Origin of the sequence: Urbifossiella limnaea (genome assembly GCF_007747215.1) — a bacterium.
Taxonomy (GTDB): Bacteria; Planctomycetota; Planctomycetia; order Gemmatales; family Gemmataceae; genus Urbifossiella; species Urbifossiella limnaea.
The window spans coordinates 5,544,335-5,561,168 of sequence record NZ_CP036273.1 but is presented as its reverse complement, the minus strand read 5'-3'; the positions used below and the strand labels follow the sequence as shown (position 1 = coordinate 5,561,168).

At 70.6% G+C, this 16,834-nt stretch carries 18 protein-coding genes; 9 read left to right on the top strand and 9 right to left on the bottom strand.

All coding sequences use genetic code 11. The features are described 5' to 3' along the window. Positions 1–32 precede the first annotated feature (32 nt). Together ETAA1_RS22665 and ETAA1_RS22660 are read left to right on the top strand one after the other, a co-directional pair. Positions 33–1,307 carry a DUF1501 domain-containing protein gene (locus ETAA1_RS22665; protein WP_145242552.1) on the top strand — a complete coding sequence of 425 codons (1,275 nt, stop codon included), beginning with the start codon at positions 33–35 and terminating at the stop codon, positions 1,305–1,307. 111 nt (positions 1,308–1,418) lie between these two features. Further along, positions 1,419–3,800 carry a DUF4838 domain-containing protein gene (locus ETAA1_RS22660; protein ID WP_145242550.1) on the top strand — a complete coding sequence of 794 codons (2,382 nt, stop codon included), beginning with the start codon at positions 1,419–1,421 and terminating at the stop codon, positions 3,798–3,800. Positions 3,801–3,858: 58 nt separating this feature from the next. Here the strand turns inward: ETAA1_RS22660 and dps are convergent, their stop codons facing one another. Together dps and ETAA1_RS22650 are read right to left on the bottom strand one after the other, a co-directional pair. After that, entirely contained in the window at positions 3,859–4,347 is a 489-nt protein-coding gene (gene dps / locus ETAA1_RS22655; RefSeq protein WP_145242548.1) for a DNA starvation/stationary phase protection protein Dps, read from the bottom strand. 93 nt (positions 4,348–4,440) lie between these two features. Further along, positions 4,441–5,085, bottom strand: a complete 645-nt coding sequence (locus tag ETAA1_RS22650) for an HAD family hydrolase (protein ID WP_145242546.1) — start codon at positions 5,083–5,085, stop codon at positions 4,441–4,443. An 83-nt stretch (positions 5,086–5,168) separates the two neighbouring features. Here ETAA1_RS22650 and ETAA1_RS22645 point away from each other — a divergent pair, with 83 nt between their 5' ends. From ETAA1_RS22645 to ETAA1_RS22635, 3 genes are all read left to right on the top strand, one after another. Further along, positions 5,169–5,765, top strand: coding sequence for an RNA polymerase sigma factor (locus ETAA1_RS22645; protein WP_238389283.1), 597 nt, complete (start codon positions 5,169–5,171; stop codon positions 5,763–5,765). Continuing rightward, a complete protein-coding gene (locus tag ETAA1_RS22640; RefSeq protein WP_145242544.1) occupies positions 5,765–6,007 on the top strand; it encodes an anti-sigma factor in 243 nt (80 codons plus the stop codon). Before ETAA1_RS22645 ends, ETAA1_RS22640 begins: the two co-directional genes overlap by 1 nt. Before the next feature lie 131 nt (positions 6,008–6,138). Continuing rightward, positions 6,139–7,488 carry a hypothetical protein gene (locus ETAA1_RS22635; RefSeq protein WP_145242542.1) on the top strand — a complete coding sequence of 450 codons (1,350 nt, stop codon included), beginning with the start codon at positions 6,139–6,141 and terminating at the stop codon, positions 7,486–7,488. Positions 7,489–7,623: 135 nt separating this feature from the next. Here the strand turns inward: ETAA1_RS22635 and ETAA1_RS22630 are convergent, their stop codons facing one another. From ETAA1_RS22630 to ETAA1_RS33045, 3 genes are all read right to left on the bottom strand, one after another. Further along, on the bottom strand, positions 7,624–9,513 hold the full coding sequence (locus ETAA1_RS22630) for a TlpA disulfide reductase family protein (RefSeq protein ID WP_145242540.1): 1,890 nt from the start codon (positions 9,511–9,513) through the stop codon (positions 7,624–7,626). Positions 9,514–9,718: 205 nt separating this feature from the next. Continuing rightward, complete coding sequence (locus tag ETAA1_RS22625) at positions 9,719–10,420, bottom strand: RluA family pseudouridine synthase (protein WP_238389282.1); 702 nt, start codon at positions 10,418–10,420, stop codon at positions 9,719–9,721. Between the two features lie 52 nt (positions 10,421–10,472). Then, a complete protein-coding gene (locus ETAA1_RS33045) occupies positions 10,473–10,808 on the bottom strand; it encodes a hypothetical protein (RefSeq protein WP_238389281.1) in 336 nt (111 codons plus the stop codon). 162 nt (positions 10,809–10,970) lie between these two features. On the opposite strand from ETAA1_RS33045, the gene ETAA1_RS22620 reads away from it, so the two are divergent. Next, entirely contained in the window at positions 10,971–11,195 is a 225-nt protein-coding gene (locus ETAA1_RS22620; RefSeq protein ID WP_145242536.1) for a hypothetical protein, read from the top strand. 218 nt (positions 11,196–11,413) lie between these two features. Beyond that, the gene (locus tag ETAA1_RS22615; RefSeq protein WP_145242534.1) at positions 11,414–12,424 is read left to right on the top strand and encodes a hypothetical protein; all 1,011 of its coding nucleotides are present in this window, start codon (positions 11,414–11,416) and stop codon (positions 12,422–12,424) included. A 59-nt stretch (positions 12,425–12,483) separates the two neighbouring features. Here ETAA1_RS22615 and ETAA1_RS22610 read toward each other — a convergent pair whose 3' ends face one another. From ETAA1_RS22610 to ETAA1_RS22595, 4 genes are all read right to left on the bottom strand, one after another. Then, positions 12,484–12,879, bottom strand: coding sequence for a hypothetical protein (locus ETAA1_RS22610; RefSeq protein WP_145242532.1), 396 nt, complete (start codon positions 12,877–12,879; stop codon positions 12,484–12,486). Between the two features lie 187 nt (positions 12,880–13,066). Further along, positions 13,067–13,870, bottom strand: coding sequence for a 3-methyl-2-oxobutanoate hydroxymethyltransferase (gene panB, locus ETAA1_RS22605; protein WP_145242530.1), 804 nt, complete (start codon positions 13,868–13,870; stop codon positions 13,067–13,069). Positions 13,871–13,897: 27 nt separating this feature from the next. Further along, complete coding sequence (locus tag ETAA1_RS22600) at positions 13,898–14,599, bottom strand: YggS family pyridoxal phosphate-dependent enzyme (RefSeq protein ID WP_145242528.1); 702 nt, start codon at positions 14,597–14,599, stop codon at positions 13,898–13,900. Between the two features lie 9 nt (positions 14,600–14,608). Beyond that, positions 14,609–14,953, bottom strand: a complete 345-nt coding sequence (locus tag ETAA1_RS22595) for a histidine triad nucleotide-binding protein (protein ID WP_145244744.1) — start codon at positions 14,951–14,953, stop codon at positions 14,609–14,611. Between the two features lie 69 nt (positions 14,954–15,022). On the opposite strand from ETAA1_RS22595, the gene ETAA1_RS22590 reads away from it, so the two are divergent. Together ETAA1_RS22590 and ETAA1_RS22585 are read left to right on the top strand one after the other, a co-directional pair. After that, the gene (locus ETAA1_RS22590) at positions 15,023–15,988 is read left to right on the top strand and encodes a ribonuclease H family protein (RefSeq protein WP_145242525.1); all 966 of its coding nucleotides are present in this window, start codon (positions 15,023–15,025) and stop codon (positions 15,986–15,988) included. A 61-nt stretch (positions 15,989–16,049) separates the two neighbouring features. Further along, positions 16,050–16,784 carry a BPL-N domain-containing protein gene (locus tag ETAA1_RS22585; RefSeq protein ID WP_145242523.1) on the top strand — a complete coding sequence of 245 codons (735 nt, stop codon included), beginning with the start codon at positions 16,050–16,052 and terminating at the stop codon, positions 16,782–16,784. Positions 16,785–16,834: the final 50 nt, after the last annotated feature.

Below are 16,834 nucleotides of genomic sequence, written 5' to 3'. Positions count from 1 at the left end.
CCCGCGAGCGGCGGGTCCAAAAGGCTTCCTCCATGCGCCGCGACTTCCTGAAGCTGTGCGGGCTCGCCGGGCTCGGCGTCGCGGCGCCGATCTTCCGCGCCGTCGCGCAACCGCCCAAGGACGCCCCCTACGACGGGCCGTTCTACGTCGTGTTCAACGCCTCCGGCGGGTGGGACACGACATATCTCATGGACCCGAAGGGCGTCAACAACATCAACCGCCTGTACCGCGAGGGCGACATCCTCACCCGCGGCGCCCACAAGTTCGCGCCGCTCAAAAAGCACGTCACCGCCGGGCTCGCCAACGAGGACTTTTACGCCGAGTTCGGCAACGACCTGCTGACGTTCAACGGCCTCGACTACTCGGTGAACAACCACTCGCCCGGCGCCCGCTACATGGCGACCGGCAAGCTCGACAGCCTCGCCTACCCCACGTTCGCGGCGCTCGTCGCCGCCTGCCGCGGCTCGACGTGCCCGCTGGCGTTCCTCACGTTCGGGAACTACTCGAACACCGGCAACCTCGTCGCCATGTCGCGGGTGCCGTACCTGCCGTCGCTCCGCACCATCGCCAACGCCGACGCCGTCGGCGGCAACGAACGCGCCCCCTACCACGACCGCTTCGCCCTCGACCGCATCGAGGAAGCGCTGCGTGACACCAACGCCGCCCGCGCCGCACAACCCCGGCTGCCGCGGGCGGAGCGCGGCGAGAGTATGCTCTACGCCGCGCAGGCCAACTCGAAGGCGCTCGAGCGCGTGACGCAGTACATCCCGCAGAACGTGCCGCGGGAGCGGCTGTCGCAGCAGGCCGAGATCGCGCTGGCGTCGTTCAAGGCGGGCGTGTGCGTGAGCGCGAACCTCAGCATCGGCCAGTTCGACAGCCACGCCAACAACGACCCCGACCAGCTGCGGCTGCTCCCCGAGTTCCTCGCCGGCATCGCGTACCTCGTGCGGCGCGCCAGCGACCTCGGCCTCCGCGACAAGCTGGTCGTGGTGGTGCAGAGCGAGATGGGCCGCACGCCGACGTACAACGCCGGCAACGGCAAGGACCACTGGTCCGTCGGCTCGGCGTGGTTCTTCGGGAAGGGGATTAAAGGCAACCGCGTGGTCGGCGCCACCGACGCCGGCCAGTTCGCGGTGCCGCTCGACCCCGCGACGCTGGCCGTGAAGCGCGACGGCGGCATCCGGGTGCGGCCGGAGCACGTCCACCTGGCGCTGCGCGAGCTGGCGGGGATCGCCGACCACCCGCTGAGTAAACGCTTCCCGCTCGGCGTCGCCGACAAGGACCGGCTTGCCGGGCTGTGGGGGTAATGGTTGGGTGGGGCCGGCGTCCCGCCGGTCGGAGCCCAGACCGGCGGGACGCCGGCCCCACCAAATCAAGATGCCCGCACCCACCGATTAATCCCTCCTCTCGGGATCGACATGCGCCCGCTCCGGCTCGCCGTGCCCCTCGTCGCCCTCGCCTGCGTTCTCCCCGCGGCCGCTCAACCCCCCGCGCCGCTGGTCGTCGCCGGCGGCGGCAAAGCCCCCGCCGTCGTGGTCGTCTCCCCCACGGCCGGCCCCTGGGAGAAGAAGGCCGCCGCCGAGGTCGTCCGCTGCGTCGGCCTCATGACTGGCACCGAGCCGAAGCTCGCCGACACCGCGGAGGCCGTGGACGCCGCCATCAAGGGCGGCGGCCGCGTCATCGTCGTCGGCGGCGCGGCGCTGAAGGTCGATCCGTCGCTCGCCGCGGCGCTCGCGAAGGTGGCGAAGAAGGAACCCGTCCTGCGCGCCGACGCCATCGCCCTCCGTCGCCAGGGCGACCGCATCTTCGTGGTCGGCACGAACGACGACAGCCACTACTACGCCGCGGCCGAGCTGCTCCGCCGCTGGGGCTGCCGGTGGTACCTCCCCACCGCCATCGGCGAGTGCATCCCCGAGACGAAGACGCTCACGGTCGGCGACCTGGACTACGCCTACGCCCCGCCGTTCGAGGTGCGCAACTACTGGGTGTCGTGGAACGGCGCCAACGACGGGCAGGACGAGTTCATGCGCCGCAACTACCTGAACAGCGGCGTCGGCGTCCCGAACGGCCACGCCATCGGCGAGTACGTCCAAGAGCTCATTCCCAAGGGAAAGTCGGTGTTCGACATCCCCATCGCCGACGACGCCACCGCCGACCACGTCGTGAAGAAGGTGGCGCCGAAGTTCGCCAAGGGCGAGTTCTTCTCGCTCGGCATGGAGGACGGCGTCTACCGCTCGGAGTCGAAGATCGACAAGGAATTGCAGGCCGGGCTGAAGGACAAGTACTTCCTGGCCGCGTCGCTGACGGACCCGTTCCTGACGCTCTACAACAAGGTCGCCGACAAGCTCTTGAAGGCGCACCCCGACAGCAAATCGAAGATCGGCTTCCTCGCCTACGGCAACCTCACCATCCCGCCTCAGCGGAAGATGCTCGCGGCGAAGCCGCTGGTCGCGTACCTCGCCGCGATCGACGTGGACCCCATCCACGGCATGGACGACCCGAAGAGCCCGCCGCGGCAGGAGTATCGCGACATGATGTACCGCTGGGCCGAGGTGATGCAGGGCCGCGTCGTGGTCTACGACTACGACCAGGGAATGCTGGTGTGGCGCGACCTGCCGAACCCGTCGATCGGCGCGATCCGCCAGGACGTGAAGCACTACAAGAAGGCCGGCATCCTCGGCGTCAGCACCGAGAGCCGCAACGCCATCGCCACGACGTTCCTGAACCTGCACGTCCGCGGGCAGTTGTACTGGAACCCCGACGCCGACGTTGATGCGCTGCTCGGCGAGGTCTACGAGCGCTTCTACGGCCCCGCCGCGAAGCCGATGGCGGCGTACTGGGGCGCCATCCTCAAGGCGTGGGACGACACCGTCGTCACCGAGCACGAGCACTTCGTGATCCCCGCGGTGTACACGCCGGCGCTCGTGACGCAGCTGCGCGGCCATCTGGTCGAGGCGGAGAAGGCAGTCGCGCCGCTCGCGGGTCACGCGGGCCGCAATGAGAAGCTCTACTCCGAGCGTGTCCGCTTCGCCCGGCTCGGCTTCAACGTGCTGGACCACTACACGGCGATGGTAAAGGCCGCGGCGGCGGACGTGGACTACGGCGCGGCGGTGGCCGCCGGCGAGAAGGGGCTCGCGGCCCGGCTGGAGCTGGCGAAGATGAACCCGACGTTCACCACCCGCGTCGTCGGCGTCGCGCCCGAGGGGAAGGACGCCGGCCCGGCGTGGTTCCCCGGCGAGGTGCAGCAGTACCGCGACCTACTGGCCGCGACCGACGGCACGAAGGGGAAACTGCTGACGAAGCTGCCGACGGAGTGGGCCTTCCGCCGCGACCCGCACGACACCGGCGTCGTGAGCGGCTGGGCGTACCGGCCGGTCGACCTGACGTGGTGGAAGGGCCGCAAGGACGCCGGCAGCGTGGACAGCCACCGCGAGAACCCGGGCCACTGGGGGATGCTGCGGACGGACGTGTACATGCAGGCGCAGGGCGTGGTGAGCCCGGACTACCACAGCTACACCGGCTACGCCTGGTACCGCACCGACGCCGACGTACCCGCGGCGGCGAAGGCGCAGATTCGCTTCCCCGGACTGTTCAACGAGGCGTGGCTGTACGTGAACGGCCACCTGGTAGCGCACCGCGAGTACCGCGAGCCGTGGTGGCTGAGCGACTACAAGTTCGAGTGGGACGTGGACGTGACGGCACACATGCGGCCGGGGTCGAACAGGTTCGCGGTGCGGGTACACAACCCGCACCACTTCGGCGGCATGTTCCGGCGGCCGTTCCTGTATCAGCCTCGATGACTTTGCCGCTTGCGGCGTAGCGGCGTCGACGCCGCTACGCCGCAAGCGGCAACTTCGGTCACCCCTGCAAGTGTGACTCCAGAAACCAGAGCGCCTTGTCCAGCTCCCGCGACGCGGCCGTGAACAGGTCCGCCGTCGCGGCGTCGCCGAGGGTGTCGGCGGCGTCGATCGCCTCGCGGGTGCTCTTGGCCAGGTCGGCATACCGCACCGCCAGCGCCTCCACCACCGACAGCCCCGCGAACGTCTGGCTCGGGAACTCCGGCAGCCGACTCTGCGCCGCGGCGGCGCGGATCGTCCCGTCGGCGACGCCGCCGAGCGCCGTCGCCCGCTCGGCCGTGGTGTCGGTCAGCTCGTCGAGCGTGTCGGTCAGCTCGTCGAACAGCTTGTGCAGGGCGATGAACGTCGGCCCCTTCACGTTCCAGTGGGCGTGCTTCGTCTGGCTCCGCAGGTCGGTCAGGTCGGCGACGTGGGCGTTCAGTAGAGCGATGAGGTCGCGGCGGTTGTCGGCCGGCAGGTCGTGGCGGGTCGGGAACAGGCGCGGCGGCATGGCGGGCTCCGGTGCGGGTGTGGAGGGGAATACCGACACGCTCACCCGGCCTTGCGGCGGGTCCGGCGGTAAGTCATCGGCGGGGCCGATGTGTCATCCGCGTAGCAGGTCCAGCAACTCCGCGAAGCCGGTGAGCACGCGGTCCGGCCCCGCGGCCGCGGGCGACTCCTTCCCCGCCGCGCCGCCCGGAACGAGCCACACCGGCAGCCCCGCCGCCCGCGCCACGTGAACGTCGATGGCCATGTCGCCGACGTAGACGGTGGTGCCGACAGTGCCGCCGGTGAGGATCATGCCTTCGTGCAGCATCGCGGGGTCCGGCTTGGCCCGGCCGCCCACGTCTTCCGGTCCGAGTACCGCGTCAAAGTACGCGGCCAACCCCAGCGCCGCGATCAGGTCGCGGGTGAATGTCACGCTCTTGTTGCTGCACACCGCCAGCCGCAGGCCGCGGCGGGCCAGCTCGGGGATCGTCTCCGCGACGCCAGGGATGAGCTTCGTTTCGGCCCGCGCGATGCCGGCGTGGTGCTCGCGGTAGACGGCCACGGCCGCTGCCGGATTGGCAGTCGGCACCAGTTCCTGCATCAGGTTCGGCAGGCCGTAGCCGACGTACTCGCGGACCACGGCTTCCGGAAGTGCGGGCAGGCCGTAGTGGTGGCGCGTGAAATTCGTGCTGGCGGTGATCGCGGCGAAGCTGTCGGCCAGGGTGCCGTCGAAGTCGAAGAGCGCGGCGGTGAACGGCATGAGGTTCGCTTTCGGTGCCGGGTGGGGTTCGCGCCCCTCTTTCGCCGGGTTATCGTACAAACCGGGTCGCCCCGCGAGCCGCCATGACGCAAGCCCCCATGCTGCCCGACACGCCCGGCCCCGAACCCGGGGGCGCGCCCGCCATCACGCCGGAACTGGTGTTCCGCGAGTACGCGCCGCGCATCTACCACATCGCCCGGCGGATGCTCGGCAACGACGCCGACGCCGAGGACGTCACGCAGGACGTGCTCGTCCAGGTGATCCGCAAGCTGGACACGTTCCGCGGCGACGCACAGCTCTCGACGTGGCTCCACCGGGTGACGGTGAACGCGGCGCTGGCGTACCGCCAGAAGCGGGCCAACCGCCAGAAGCACGAGACGCACGACGCCGACACCGACACGCTCGAGGTGAGTGACGGCCCGGTGTCGCGGTGGACTGTGGGGCCGGACGAACCGGTGCTGGCGGCCGAGCAGACGGCGGTCATCGAGGACGCCATCAGCCACCTGCCGAGTCCGTTCCGCGACGTGTACGTGCTGGCCGACGTGGAGGGGCTGCCGAACCAGGAGATCGCCGACCTGCTCGGGCTGAGCATCCCGGCGGTGAAGAGCCGGCTCCACCGCGCCAGGCTGCGGATGCGGGACGCGCTGGCGCCGCACTTCGAGGGGGGGTTGGCGCCGTGATGACCTGTACCGAATTCCGCGCCCTTCTCACCGACCACCACGGCAACGAACTGGTGGCCGAGGTCCGCACGAAGTTCGAGTCGCACCGCGTCGGCTGCGCCCACTGCGAGGTCTTCCTGGAGAGCTTCACCTTCACGGTGAAGCTGACTCGCCGGCTGCCGCGGCCGATGCCGGCGGGGTTGGAGGAGCGGCTCCGCGCGGGCGTGGCGAAGAAGATGGCGGACGAGCCGGCCGAGGCGTGAGCTACACCGCCGGGAAATGGACAGGATAACAGGATGAACGGGCTCACCAAGCCGGGGCACCCGGTTTTGGTTCGGTGATCCCGTTCATCCTGTTATCCTGTCCAATACTTCCGCCCGCACACGGGGCCGCCATGTACGCCGCCGCCGTCCTTCTGGCCGTCGCCCAGCCGCCGGCGCCGCCCGGCCTCACGCCCTGGCCGTTCGACGAACTCACCCTCAAGAACGGTGCCGTCTTCCAGGGGCTCATCCTGAGCGAGACGCCCGCGGACATTACCTTCCAGGGCGTCCGCCGGCCGCCCGGCAAGCCGACGTTCACGCTCACCACGCGCTTCACCCGCGGCGAGATTGCCAAGGTCAAACGGCTCGCCGAGAAGGACCGCGAGTATCTCCGCGAGCGGATCGCCGAGCTCGACCCCGACGGCTCCGGCGAGCGGAAGCGGATGGAGGGCGTCGAGTTCGCCGCCGCCGACTGGCTCGGCAAACGCGACGCCGCCCGCCGCTACGACAGCGAGTTTTTCACCCTGATCTCGGACGCCCCCGAGGAAGTGACCCGCCGCGCCGCCGTGCGGCTCGAACACCTCTACACCGCGTTTACTCGCTTCCTCCCCCCCGCGGTGCCGACCGCGCGCCCTACCACCGTCTTCCTCGCGCCGACGCCCGACGAGTACCGTCAGCTGTTGGCCCCGCTCGGCCGGGCGGACCTGCTCAATCCGGCGGTGTTCGACCCGGCCGGGAACCGCATTCTGTGCGGCACCGACCTCGACCGCTTCGGCGACGAGCTGGCCGCGGCGAAGCTCCACCACGCGCAGCAGCTCGCGGCGCTGGACCGGTACGAGGAGGGCGTGCGGAAGCTGTACCGCCGCCCGGAGCTGGAGCGCTACCTGACGGCGGTGAGCGCCGAGCGGCGGCGCGTGTTCGCCGCCGACCGCGCCAACATGGCCAAGCTCGACGCGCACACCGGGCGGCTGTTCGCGGTGCTGTACCACGAGTCGTTCCACGCCTACGCGGCGTCGTTCGCGTACCCACAGCTGCCGGCCGACCGGGTGAAGGCCGGCGAGGGGACCGGCGAGCTACCGCGCTGGCTCAACGAGGGGCTGGCCCAAGTGTTCGAGCGCGCCGTTGTGGAGGCCGGCGAGGTCCGCGCCGACGCGCCGGACCAGAAGCGGCTGGCGCGGGCGAAGGAAGCAGTCGGCGCGAAGGGCGCCGGGCTGATGCCGCTGACCGAGCTGCTCGCCGCGGGGCCGGGGGCGTTCCTGGCCCACCACGCCGGCGGCAAGGCCGACGCCGATCGCGCGTACCTGACGTGCTGGGCGCTGGCCCACTACCTGACGTTCGAGCGGCGCGCGGTCGGCTCCGAGCGGTTCCGGGCGTACCTCGTCGCGGTGAACACCGGCGGCGACCCGCGGCGGGCGTTCGAGGACTTGGTGGGCCAACCGTTGCCGGCGTTCGAGGCCGAGTGGCACGCGGCGATCAGGCGATAAGCACAAAGCAGATTGGCCACAAAAAGGCACGAAAAGTCACAAAAAGTAAGCCCAAGACAAAGGACCGTTCGAATCCTGTCTTGGTCTTACTTTTTGTGTCTTTTCGTGCCTTTTTGTGGCCATCCTCCGGCTGCCTTACGGCAGCAGCCGGCGCAGTTCGTCCTCCAGCGTGGCGATCTGGGCGTTGCGGTTGGTCACCTTACCGTCCTTGCCCGTCAGCAGGATGTGCGGCACCACCATGATGCCGTACCCGGCCGCCAGCGGGCTGCGGTCCAGGCCGCCCGGGGCGTGCAGCACCACGCCCGGCAGCTGCGCGCTCTGGACCGCCTGCACCGCCGCCTTCGCGTCGTCGTCCAGGCACACGGTCACGACCGCTAGCCCCTTCGGGCCGAACGTCTTCTCCAGGTCGCGGAGCTTGCGGGCGTCGTCGGCCAGCGTCGTGCTCCAGCTCGCCCAGTAGTACACGGCCACGGCCTTGCCGCCGAGTGACGCCGCCGAGAACGGCTGGCCCTGGAGTGTCGTGCCACTCAGCTCCAGCGCCTTCCCCTCGCTGTCGAGGCGGCGCACGGCGCCCGCGGCCTTCGCCGCGTGCGGGTGGCTCTTGTACGTCGTGGTCAGCGTGGTGTACCACTCCTTCGCCTTCGGCTCGCCGTCCTTGCCGAGGAACTCGTTTGCCATGCCGAGCCGCAGCACCGCCTCGCCGGCGTCGTCCGCGGTCGGGTGGGCCTTCACGAAGTTCTCCAGGTTCAGCCGCCAGGCGTCCTGCACCTTCTGGAGTTCCGGCCCGGTCTTGGCGCCGGCCAGGGCCATGCCGTTCTCGGCGACCAGCAGGCGGAACGACGAGTACGCGAACAGCGGGTTCTGCGGCCCGAGCTTCGACAGCTGGTGGTTCCACTGCTGGAACCGCTTGTGCGACGCGCTCTCGGCCGCGCCGCCCTCGGTCGCCGCGGACAGGCTGTCGATCAGCAGCCGCGTCCAATCGGCCTGCTGGGTGGGGTCGAGCTTCTGCACGATCTGCTCCAGCACCGCGGCCCGGCGGCCGTAGTACTCGCCCAGCGCCGGCTGCACCGGCGGGTTCGGGGCGCTCTTATCGATCTGGTCGAGCTGGTTCACCAGTTCGCGGATGCCGTCGGTGACGACCGGCCCGGCGCCGTTCGACGGGCCGCCGTCGGCGCTGACCACGCCCGGGCCGACGGACGGGCCTTCGACCACCTTCCACGACCGGCCGACCTGGACCAGCTCGCCCGTCTGCAGGAAGTGCGTCTTCCCCTTGTCCTCGATCAGCACCGTGCCGTTGCGGTGGACCACCAGGTCGTCCTTGCCGCCGAAGGCGTCCTGCGGCGTGGTGTTCGGCACGCCCAGTTCCAGGTGCACCCAGCGCGCCTCGGGCGACAGCTGGAGCTTCTGCGCCGCGTCGGCCAGCCGCTTGGCGGCGCCGGCGGTCTTCTCCTTGATGCGGGCCAGCTCCGCCGGCTGGAGGCCGTGGCCCTTCAGGCTCTCCTCCGTCGCCAGCAGCGCGTCGAGGCGCTTGGCGTCGCCGGTGAGCACCGCGGCGAGCAGCTCCTGGCTCACCTCCTCCGGCGAGATGACGAGCCACTCGTCGATCTTGCCGTCGCGGTCGCGGTCCACGCCCCACTTGCCGCCGTTGGCGCCGAGCCAGCGGAACTGGTACGGCTCGCTCGGGCTCGGCGGGTAGAACTCGCGGTACGCCTCCTGGCCGTTCAGGTAGAAGGCGACGACGTTGTACCCCTTGCCGTCGTGGCTCACGAGCTGCCGCACCGGCCGGCCGTCGCCGTCGCGGACGACGTAGCCCATGTTCTGGCCGGGCGTCTTGGGGTTCGGAATCGGGTCGAGCCGGTAGCGGGCGACCTGGTCGGGGGCCGGCGTGGTGACGTTCACGCCCGGCTGGCGGGGCTTCACCTCCAGCACCTTCTCGACGGTCGGGGGCTGGGCGGCGACGACGCCGAACCCGGCCCACAGGGCCAGGGCGGCGAGCACGCGCATGGTGATCCGCGACGTCCGCATCGGTGTCCTCCGTGACACAAAGTGGCTTCCTCGGTTATCGACCGGAACGCCGCCGCGGGATGAATGCAAGGTGTGGTGTGTTACTCAGGCCGGGATCATTGTTTCCGGCCGAGGGGGGTCGATTCCCGGAAACATGTCACCGACTCATAAAAAAGTTCGCACGGGCGAGCTGTGGGACGATCGATATGCCCGAAGTCGTGCTGCGTCAGGAGGTTGGGCCGATCACCGGCTCCCAGTACGCCGGCAGGGGCGCTTCCAGCGTCAGGGGTTGCTTCGTGGACGGGTGGGAAATGGTCAGTCGGCGGGCGTGCAGGGCGATCACCTTATCGCGGGGAAGGTCGGCCGGTGGTCCGAACGCTACTGTGGAGCCGTAGGTGGTGTCGCCGAGGACGGGGTGGCCGCGCCACGCGGACTGGACGCGGAGCTGGTGCATCCGCCCCGTCAGCGGCTCCAGTTCGACCAGCGTCTTGCCGTCGAACCGGCGCAGGACGCGGTACTCGAGCATCGCCAGCTTCGCGCCGGGCTCGCCCTCCGCGGCCTTCACCGTCCGCGCCTCGTCCGCGATCTTGCGGACCCAGTCTTCCCACACGCCGCTGTCGGGGGTGATGTCGCCTTCCACGATCGCCCAGTACACCTTGCGGGTGGTGTGTTCCTGGAACTGCTTGTGGATGCGCTGGGCGGCCTTGGTGTTGCGGGCGAACACGACGACGCCGGACACGGGCCGGTCGAGGCGGTGGGGGATGCCGAGGTAGACGTTGCCGGGCTTGTTGTGCTTGGCCTTGAGGTACGCCTTGACGCGGGCTTCGAGGCTGGGCACCGCCGGCGGCGCCTGGGTGAGCAGCGGCGCCGGCTTGTTGACGGCGAGGAGATAAATGTCGTCGTGGAGCAGCGCGAGGTCGTCGGGCACGGATGGACTCGGGGAGGGGGTGGCGTTCACCCCGAAGGAGCAACACCGCCACTTAGTTGATGGTACGTACCGCCTCGCCGCGGAGGCAGCGCTCGAACTCCGCCCGGTAGTCCATCCACCGGCCGTCGGGAAAGTTCGTCTCGAACCGCTCAATATCTTCCCAGAATTGCGCCTCCGAGAAGCCCGTGAAGTCATGCAGGGCAAATGTGGCCAAGTTGTGGAACGCAGCCGAGCGGAACGCCGCACGGCGGGCGCCCCGCACCTGATGACGCGAGCGCCACGGTCTCAGCCAGGCGAACCTGCCATACCAACAGGCGAGATCCCATTTTACGTGTTGTAACGCGGCTGAGAGTATCATCAGGTAGGCCCGTTGTCGCTCGGCTTCCATTCCCACCCACCTACACCCCTGTAGGCGAACCGTGGTTCGCCGTAGCGGCAAGTTGTTCTGACTCGGGCGCGCCAGGATCGTGGATGTCGCCCGCTTGCGACCGGCGGTCTTGTGGTTGTCTCCCGCCAGAAGGATAATGCTACTGAGCCGCGAGGGCCACCCATGTCGAGCGTCGTGGAAGCGCCGATCGACCTGATCGAGAGCGTCGCGGCATTGCGATTGCCGCCGCGGGGCGACGCCCGGGTGCGGGCGCTGATGGACCGCAACACCAACGGCCAGCTGTCGCCGTACGAGAAGGCCGAGCTGGAAGCCTGGGTCGAGGTAAGCGAGAACATCGCCCTGGTCCGCGCCCCGGCGCTGTGGGTGCTCGGGCGGACGCGGCCGTGACGCCGACCTTGGCCGGTCCTCATCAATTGTGGTCCGCCCCCTCACCCCGCGTGCTTCGCCGCGACCCTCTCCCCCGAAGCGGGGGAGAGGGTGGGAGCCGGCGAGCCGGGAGCGTGAGCGACCGGAGTGGCGCGCCGGACTGAGCCCGAAATCGCGTTGACCCGGTCGCGGCCGCACGCCATAGAGCGAAGCGGAACACCCTCGCCGTTCGAGCCGACATGCCTTCCCGCGCCCTGGCCGTGATCGGGGTCGTACTCGCGTCCGCCGCGCTGGCGCGGGCCGACGACGACGCGCCGCCCGACCCGCCACCGCCACCCCGGGTGCCCCTCGGCGACCGGCCGGGCGGGATGCCCGGCGCGGGCGGGCCGCCCGGCTACAACGCCACCTGGTACCCGAATCAGCCCGTCGGCGGGCAACCCGCCGACCTCGGGTTCGTCCGCCAGGGGTTGAACGCCGGCTTCCCGGTGTGGAAGTCGGACGGGGACATGGTCCTCACCACCGTCGGGGTGCGCCACACCCTGTTCTTCACCGACGCGGTCCTGCCGGACACCGGCCGGCCGTTCCCCGAGCAGCTGTGGAACCTGAACCTCGGCCTGAGCTACATGCACCGGTTCGAGAACGGGTGGACCGGGATGCTCATGACCGGCGTCGGGTCGCCGAGCGACAAGCCGTTCCACTCCGTCCACGAGGTGAACCCGAGCGTCGGGGCGATGCTCCGGGTGCCGGTGCGGGACGGGCGAGACGCCTGGCAGTTCATGCTGATGTACATGCCCGGCGGGGCGATCAACTTCCCGCTCCCGCTGGCGTCCTACGCCTGGAACCCGACCGACACGTTCCGCATGAACCTCGGCCTGCCGCTGTCCCTCGACTGGCGGCCGACGGACGACCTGCAGTTGACCGCGTCGTACGTCCCGCTGCTGAACGTGAACGCCCGGCTGACGTACCGGCTGGCGCCGGGGTGGTGGGCGTTCGGCGGGTACGAGTATCTCAACGAGTCGTACCTGCTCGCCGACCGGCCGGACAACCGCGACCGGTTCTTCGTACTCGAGCAGCGGGTGGTCGGCGGGCTCCGGCGGCAGGTCGGGCGGGCCGGGACGGTGGACGTGACCGGCGGGTACTCGTTCGGCCGGCGCTACGGCGAGGGGCGGTCCCAGTGGGGGGCGCTGCGGGACGAGGTGAACGTCGACCCGGGGCCGTTCGTCGGGCTGGCCGCCGGGCTCCGGTTCTGACCGCCGCACGCGGCGCCGCCGCGGTGTCACGCCGCGAGCGGCGGGGCGGCCCGCCCGCGTCACTTCGCCTTCTTCTCGCGCGTCCCCTCGATGTCGAACTCGGTCGCCTTGCCGCCGAAGTCGGACTTGCCCTTGCCCGTCAGCTTGTCGCCGGTCACCTTCAGCGTGTAGTCGATCGGAATCTTGTTGTCCATGAACTCGCGCACGGCCGAGAACGTCAGCGCGCCGTCCTTCATCTTCACGTCCGTCAGCTTCGCCCCCTTCTGGTCCGGCCACGTCATCGTGCCGGCCAGCTTGTCGCCGTCCTTCGTGATCGTCAGCGACGACGTCCGCTTCTGGTCGCCGATCTTGTACTCACACGCCCACGTCCCCACCGGGTCGGCCTTCTCGTCCCGCGCACCCGCCACGCCGCACACCCCGACCGCCGCCAGCGCCGCCACGAGGGCCGTTCGCATCTTCGCCTCCGGGTTGTGGCCGCCGGGCGCCGGCAGCCGCGGGCGATTCTAGTCTCCGCTCGATGGGAGTGTACCGAGCCGTTAGGCCGGGGCGCGAGCCCCGTCGGGCGTCTGACCCCCGACGGGGCTCGCGCCCCGGCCTAACAGGCTGATCCAACGCACCAGGACCGACACGACGAACGCCGCGCTAGCGGAACGAGTGCTCCGGCCCCGGGAACGTGCCGTCGCGCACCTCCCGGGCGAAGGCGCCGATCGCGTCCCGCGCCGCGGTGCCGAGGTCGGCGTAGCGCTTCACGAACTTCGGCGTGAAGTCGGCGAACAGGCCGAGCAGGTCGTGGAACACCAGCACCTGCGCGTCGCACCCGGGGCCGGCGCCGATGCCGACCGTCGGCACCGGCAGAGCCGCCGTGAGCTTCGCCCCCACGTCCGCCGGCACGCTCTCCACCACCACCGCGAACGCCCCGGCCGCCACGACCGCGGCCGCGTCGGCGAGCAGCTGCTCGGCGTCGCGCTGCACCTTGAACCCGCCGAACTGGTGGACCGACTGCGGCGTCAGCCCGACGTGCGCCATCACCGGGATGCCGGCCGCCACCACCGCCCGCACCGCGTCGGCGACGCGCTCGCCGCCCTCCAGCTTCACCGCGTGCGCGCCGCCGAACTTCATCAGCTTGCCGGCGCTGCGGACGGCCTGCCGCGGGCTCACCTGGTACGTCAGGAACGGCAGGTCGGCGATCACCAGGGCGCGCTTCACCCCGCGGACCACGCACTGCGTGTGGTAGATCACGTCGCGCAGCGTCACCGGCAGCGACGTGGCGTGCCCCTGGATCACCATGCCGAGCGAGTCGCCGACGAGGATGGCGTCCACGCCGGCCTCGTCGGCGAGGCGCGCGGAGGTGTAGTCGTAGGCGGTGACGACGGCGAGCCTGCTGCGCCCCTTCGCCGCCCGGAAGGCGGGGGCGGTGACCGGGCGGGGCTCTGCGGATACGGACATACGGCGACCTCGGGCGGAACGACGCGGCTATTCTAACGCCGGCAGCCCCTCGAATAAGGTGGTGCCGACGCGGACCAGCGTGGCGCCCTCTTCCACGCCCACCTCGAAGTCGCCGCTCATCCCCATGGAAAGCTCCGGCAGCGGCAGCCCGGTGACGCCCCGGAGGCGGTCGCGCAGCTGCCGCAGTTCGGCGAACGTCGGCCGGGCGGCTTCGGGGTCGTCGGCGTACGCGGCCATCGTCATCAGGCCGCGCACCTCGACGCCGCTGCGCGCCGGCAGCGTGTCCGCGAGCGCCGGCAGGTCCTCGGGGCGGAGCCCGCCCTTCGCCGCCTCGCGGCTGCAATTCACTTCGAGCAGCACGGGCACCGGCGTGCCGCGCTTGCGGCCGAAGTCGTCGAGCGCGGCGAGCAGCCGTTCCGAATCGACGGAGTGAATCAGCGCCGCGAGCGGCACGGTGCGGTCGAGCTTGTTGCGCTGGAGGTGGCCGACGAGGTGCCAGCGCGCGGCGGGGAGCGCGGCGGCCTTCTTCCACAACTCCTGCGGCCGGCCTTCGCCCAGGTCGGCGGCGCCGAGCTCGAACACGACCGCGGCGACGGCCGGCGTCACAGTCTTGGTGACGGCGACGAGGGTGACGGCGGCGGGGTCGCGGCCGGCGCGGCGGGCGGCGCCCGCGATGCGGCCGCGGACCGCGGCGAGGCGCTCGGCGAGGAGGGAACGAACGTCGGTCATGCCCGCATCTTACCCCGGCGGCCAGCCGAAATCGCGGCCGCCGAGCAGGTGCATGTGCAGGTGCGGTACCGTCTGCCCGCCGCGGTCGCCGCAGTTGACCACGAGCCGGTAGCCGTCGGCGAGGCCGAGCTGCGCCGCCAGCCGGGCCGCTACCACGTGCAAGTGGCCGAGCAGCACCGCGTCGTCGGGCGTGATGTCGGCGTGCGTGCGGATCACCTTCTTGGGGATAAGGAGCACGTGGACCGGCGCCTTCGGGCCGATGTCGTGGAACGCCAGGCACAGGTCGTCCTCGTGGACGATCTTGGCGGGGATGCTCTTGTCGATGATCTTGAGGAAGATGTTGTCGGCGAGCATCGGCATGGGGCGGCTCCCGGGCGGGCGGCGGTTGAGGGGGTATGATACCCCGTATTCCGAGGATCTACGATGCCCTGGGTGGTGGGAATCGACGAGGCCGGGTACGGCCCGAACCTGGGGCCGCTGGTCCAGGCCGCGGTCGCGCTGCACCTCCCCGACGACGACCCCGCCGGGTGGGACGCGCTAAAAGCCGTCGTGCGCCGCGCTCACGAGCCCGCCGACGGCCGGCTGCTGATCGACGACTCGAAGAAGGTCTACACCGCCGGCGGCCTCGCGGCGCTGGAGCGCGGGGTGTATCCCGTCTTCGGGTGTATCCCGAATGTGCTCGGGCGGTTCCTCGACCACACGGTGCCCACCGACGTGGCGGACGATCTCCGGGCGGAGCCGTGGTTCGACCCGGCACAGTCGCTCCCTGCGTTGTTGGAAGCCGGGGAGTTGGAGGCGAGCGCCGCGACGTGGTTGAGATCGATGGATGTGCTCCAGACGAACACGTGGTGCGGGCAGGCGATCCTCACCCCGGCCACCCGGTTCAACCGCGTGGTGGACGCCGCCGGGTCGAAGGCGGCCGCGCTGGCTCACGGGCTGGTTTCGCTCATGCCGTTCCACCTCACCATCGGCCGGCGCGGCGTCTATTGCTACCCCGATGCCCCGGTTCTGTTCCTCTGCGACAAGCTCGGCGGGCGGAACTTCTACGCCTCGATCGTGCAGCAGGCGTTTCCCGACGGGTGGGTGGTGGTCGAGAAGGAGGGCGCCGCCGAGAGCCGCTACCGCGTCGAGGGGCTGGACCGCCCGGTCAGCATCAGCTTCCGCCCGCGGGCCGACGGCGACAGCGTCGCGGTCGCGCTGGCGTCGATGCTGGCGAAGTACCTCCGCGAGGTGTGCATGCTCCAGTTCAACCGCTTCTGGGCGACGCACGTCCCCGGCCTGGCCCCCACCGCCGGCTACCCCAACGACGCGAAGCGGTACTACGACGCCATCCGCCCCGCGATGCAGAAGCTTGGCCTCGCACCCGACCAGGTGTGGCGCAAGCGGTGACGCCGCGCCGCGGCCGCGGTACAATTTCACTCCTCTCACCCACCCTCGTCCGGCCCCCACCATGCGACCCCTCGCGTTCTTCGCCCTCGGCCTGGTCGTAGTTCCCGCCGCCGCGCAGTCGCCCGCCGTCGTTCCGGTCGCGCTGTACGTGGACGGCGGCGTCAGCGGGAAGGGGCCGGACATGTTCGAGGCGACCGCCAAGGCGTCGCCCGATCTGAAGGTGACGCGCGTCACGGCCGCCGACATCCGCGCCGGCAAGTTGAAGAACTACCGCGTGCTGGTGATGCCCGGCGGCAGCGGCAGCGGGCAGGCCAAGGCGCTGGAGCCCGCCGGCCGCGACGCCGTCAAGCAGTTCGTGAAGGACGGCGGCTGCTACGTCGGCATCTGCGCCGGCTGCTACCTGGCGAGCACCGGCTACGACTGGTCGCTGGACCTGCTGCCGGCGAAGGTGATCGACCGGGCGCACTGGCTCCGCGGCACCGGCAAAGTGAAAGTCGAGTTCACCGCCGACGCGAAGGACTGGCTGAAGGTGTCGGAGCCGTTCGCCGCGTGCCGGTACGCGAACGGCCCGATCCTGGAGCCGCTGCCGGGGGCGAAGCTGATCCCGCTGGCGCACTTCCGCGAGGAACTGGTGCCGAAGAACGGCATCCCGGGGGTGATGATCAACACGCCGGCGGTGGTGGCGGCGCGGCACGGCAAGGGGTGGGTGCTCGGCGTCAGCCCGCACCCGGAGCAGACCGACGGCCTGAAGCAACTGGTGCCGTCGGCCGTGCGGTGGGCGCTGGCGCACCCGTAGGCCATTTTCCTGTCCGCCCTCGGCGCCCGAGCCGCACTACCCGGGTGTCA